Genomic DNA, 2,349 nt, shown 5'->3' with positions numbered 1-2,349 from the left:
TTCAATCCGCATCGTTGGCAGCCCAAGCGCCGCGACTCCTACCTGTGTCCAAATTGGGGCATGGTTGGGCATGTAATGGCGATATAGCCTGACCATCACCTCATTAACTTCTGAGGGTAACCCACCAACATGGTAAGAATTGACATGGACAACATGCTCCCAGCCCGCCCCGGCAGTTGCCAAGGTTCGCTCTATGTTCTGAAACGCTTGAGCGATCTCGTCCGCGAGCGATTCGGGAATTTGCAGATTGTCATCCCAGCCACCTTGACCGGATATCTCCACGCGATCGCCAATTTTTACGGCTTGCGAGTAATGCAAGTTATTCAGCATGTATTCCCCATAACCGGGGGTAACAAAAAACTCGGGCTTATTCATGGTGTTTCTTTTCTTTCAAATTCTTACAACGATTTGTCAAATTCTTTGGCCAAGGCGAGTTCGCAAAGTCATTCAATTCAGGCATTAATGTTCAGAATTCACTTGCCATGTCATCACAATGATTTCTGCAAACACTAAGACAACTAATAGCGTCGAAAACGCTTGTAACATGGCTTCCATTGCCCAGTTCTGACTCTGAACTTCCCAGATCATCCAAACAATAGTGAATCCAATCACCAACCAGGGTAAAATGACTGCTGAATTCCGCCTGCGATAGAAGCGGATCGTCGCCTCCCGCCAAAATGAGAAGGTACTGAGAATACAAACAAGGTAGGATAATCCTGCATTGATGAACAGGCTGGTTTGAAGACCCGAAGGCAGGTTTGGGTATCCAAGCGCGATCGCTGTCAGACAAACTCCCAGCGCGAGATACAGGAAAGTAAACAAAGTAAATCGTTTCATTTTTTTCTCCAGTAATTCTTGTCGTGATTTTTCAGTTTTAAAAATGTCATTGACCTGTGCAACAAAATGCTTGATCAGGTTTTGGTGTTGATGGAGAGTACCAAGAGGAATGAGAATGAAATCTCCTGCTGAGTTTACAGGTTATTCTCTACTCGCTGATACAGGTGCCATATACAAGCGTGCCCACTTGATCTGATCCACTTGTACACCAACAATACTCACGCCGCGCATATCAAACTGCGTAACCATTACGATGGGTGCCGAACCAGTACCACTCAGCCCAAGCCGTGTCACCCTCTACTACTGAACGGAGCAACTCTGAGTGAAAGTCTGGAATGGTTCGTATCTGTTGAAACGGGTGCAGTGAGTCTTCTGTCAATTCATGATTTAGAAAGGAGGCTACTCCGCACTCGCTTTTACTTCTTCAAACGCTGTATTCATCGACACGTCTTTCCATGCCTCTAATTCAGCTTTCATCGATTCGAGTTTTTGAGTAATCAAACTCACTGAATCTTCGCCTAATGCTAAGCGCAAGGGTGGATTGTCACTCTCAACCACTCGAATCATTGCTGCTGCTGCCTTCGCCGGATCATTAGGTTGTTTGCCATCCCTCTCCTGAAGCCGTTGCACTATTTTGCCACTCGTTTGAGCATAGTCATTAATTTGGTGGGATAGTGTGGAAAGCGCTCGACTACTAAAATTCGTTCGAGAGGAGCCAGGTTCAATAATTGTGACTTTAATCCCCAACGGCTTCACTTCTTGTGCCAGCGCTTCAAAAATTGCTTCTAAAGCAAATTTTGTTGCACTATAAATTCCCACTCCTGCAAACGCGCTAATCCCATTCGCCGAAGAAATGTTGAGGATATGACCGCTTCGCTGTTCACGCAGGGTTGGCAAAATTGCACGAGTCACATTGATTGCACCAAATAGATTCGTATCGAACTGCCGTCTGATATCATCGTCGGTCACTTCTTCGATCGCGCCTACTGTACCGTAACCCGCATTGTTGACGAGTACATCAATGCGATTGTAAGCGTTCAATGCAGCTTCTACAGCTTGCTGAATCGATTGAGCATTAGTGACATCAAGCGCGATCGTCGTGACCCGATCCGGATAGCGATCGCTCAGTTCTTTTAATTGTTCAGGCTGACGGGCAGTTGCAACTAAATAATATCCACGCTCTAGCACGGCTTGCGCCAAAGCATGCCCCAATCCTGTGGAACTTCCAGTAATCAACCAAACTTTATCAGTATTGTTCATTTGCTTCTTTCCAGTTGACAACTTGTAATCTAGATCTACACCGCTCTAAACTAGGGTCTATACTCCAAGGCCAAGCGTTGCTGTGGTTCAGGAATGCGATCGCCGTTGCTCTACCAATTCCCGATGTGCCGCCTGTAACTAACGCCACTTTATCTTGCAGTATCATTTTGTTTCTCCTGTTTCAATCAAGATTGACCTTCAGCAATGAACTGACGAGATCACCGACGACCAATCCGATTGCTCTGGGAAACG

3 protein-coding genes are annotated in these 2,349 nt (G+C 46.1%); all 3 read right to left on the bottom strand.

Features of this window, described 5'->3' with window-relative positions; all coding sequences use genetic code 11:
* On the bottom strand, positions 1–375 hold a 375-nt coding region (locus tag NDA02_RS28210; protein WP_348256294.1), incomplete at its 3' end, for a RidA family protein.
* An 84-nt stretch (positions 376–459) separates the two neighbouring features.
* On the bottom strand, positions 460–837 hold the full coding sequence (locus tag NDA02_RS28205; RefSeq protein ID WP_348256293.1) for a hypothetical protein: 378 nt from the start codon (positions 835–837) through the stop codon (positions 460–462).
* 399 nt (positions 838–1,236) lie between these two features.
* On the bottom strand, positions 1,237–2,097 hold the full coding sequence (locus tag NDA02_RS28200) for an oxidoreductase (RefSeq protein WP_348256292.1): 861 nt from the start codon (positions 2,095–2,097) through the stop codon (positions 1,237–1,239).
* Positions 2,098–2,349: the final 252 nt, after the last annotated feature.

Origin of the sequence: Leptolyngbya sp. ST-U4 (assembly GCF_039962215.1) — a bacterium.
Classification (GTDB): domain Bacteria; phylum Cyanobacteriota; class Cyanobacteriia; order Elainellales; family Elainellaceae; genus Leptolyngbya_A.
The sequence above is the reverse complement of the archived record's forward strand: the minus strand, read 5'-3'. Positions and strand labels throughout refer to the sequence as shown.

Bases quoted from the DNA above. Each gene is read 5' to 3' on its own strand.
- NDA02_RS28205 (WP_348256293.1), bottom strand. From the start codon at position 837: ATGAAACGATTTACTTTGTTTACTTTCCTGTATCTCGCGCTGGGAGTT.
- NDA02_RS28200 (WP_348256292.1), bottom strand. From the start codon at position 2,097: ATGAACAATACTGATAAAGTTTGGTTGATTACTGGAAGTTCCACAGGA.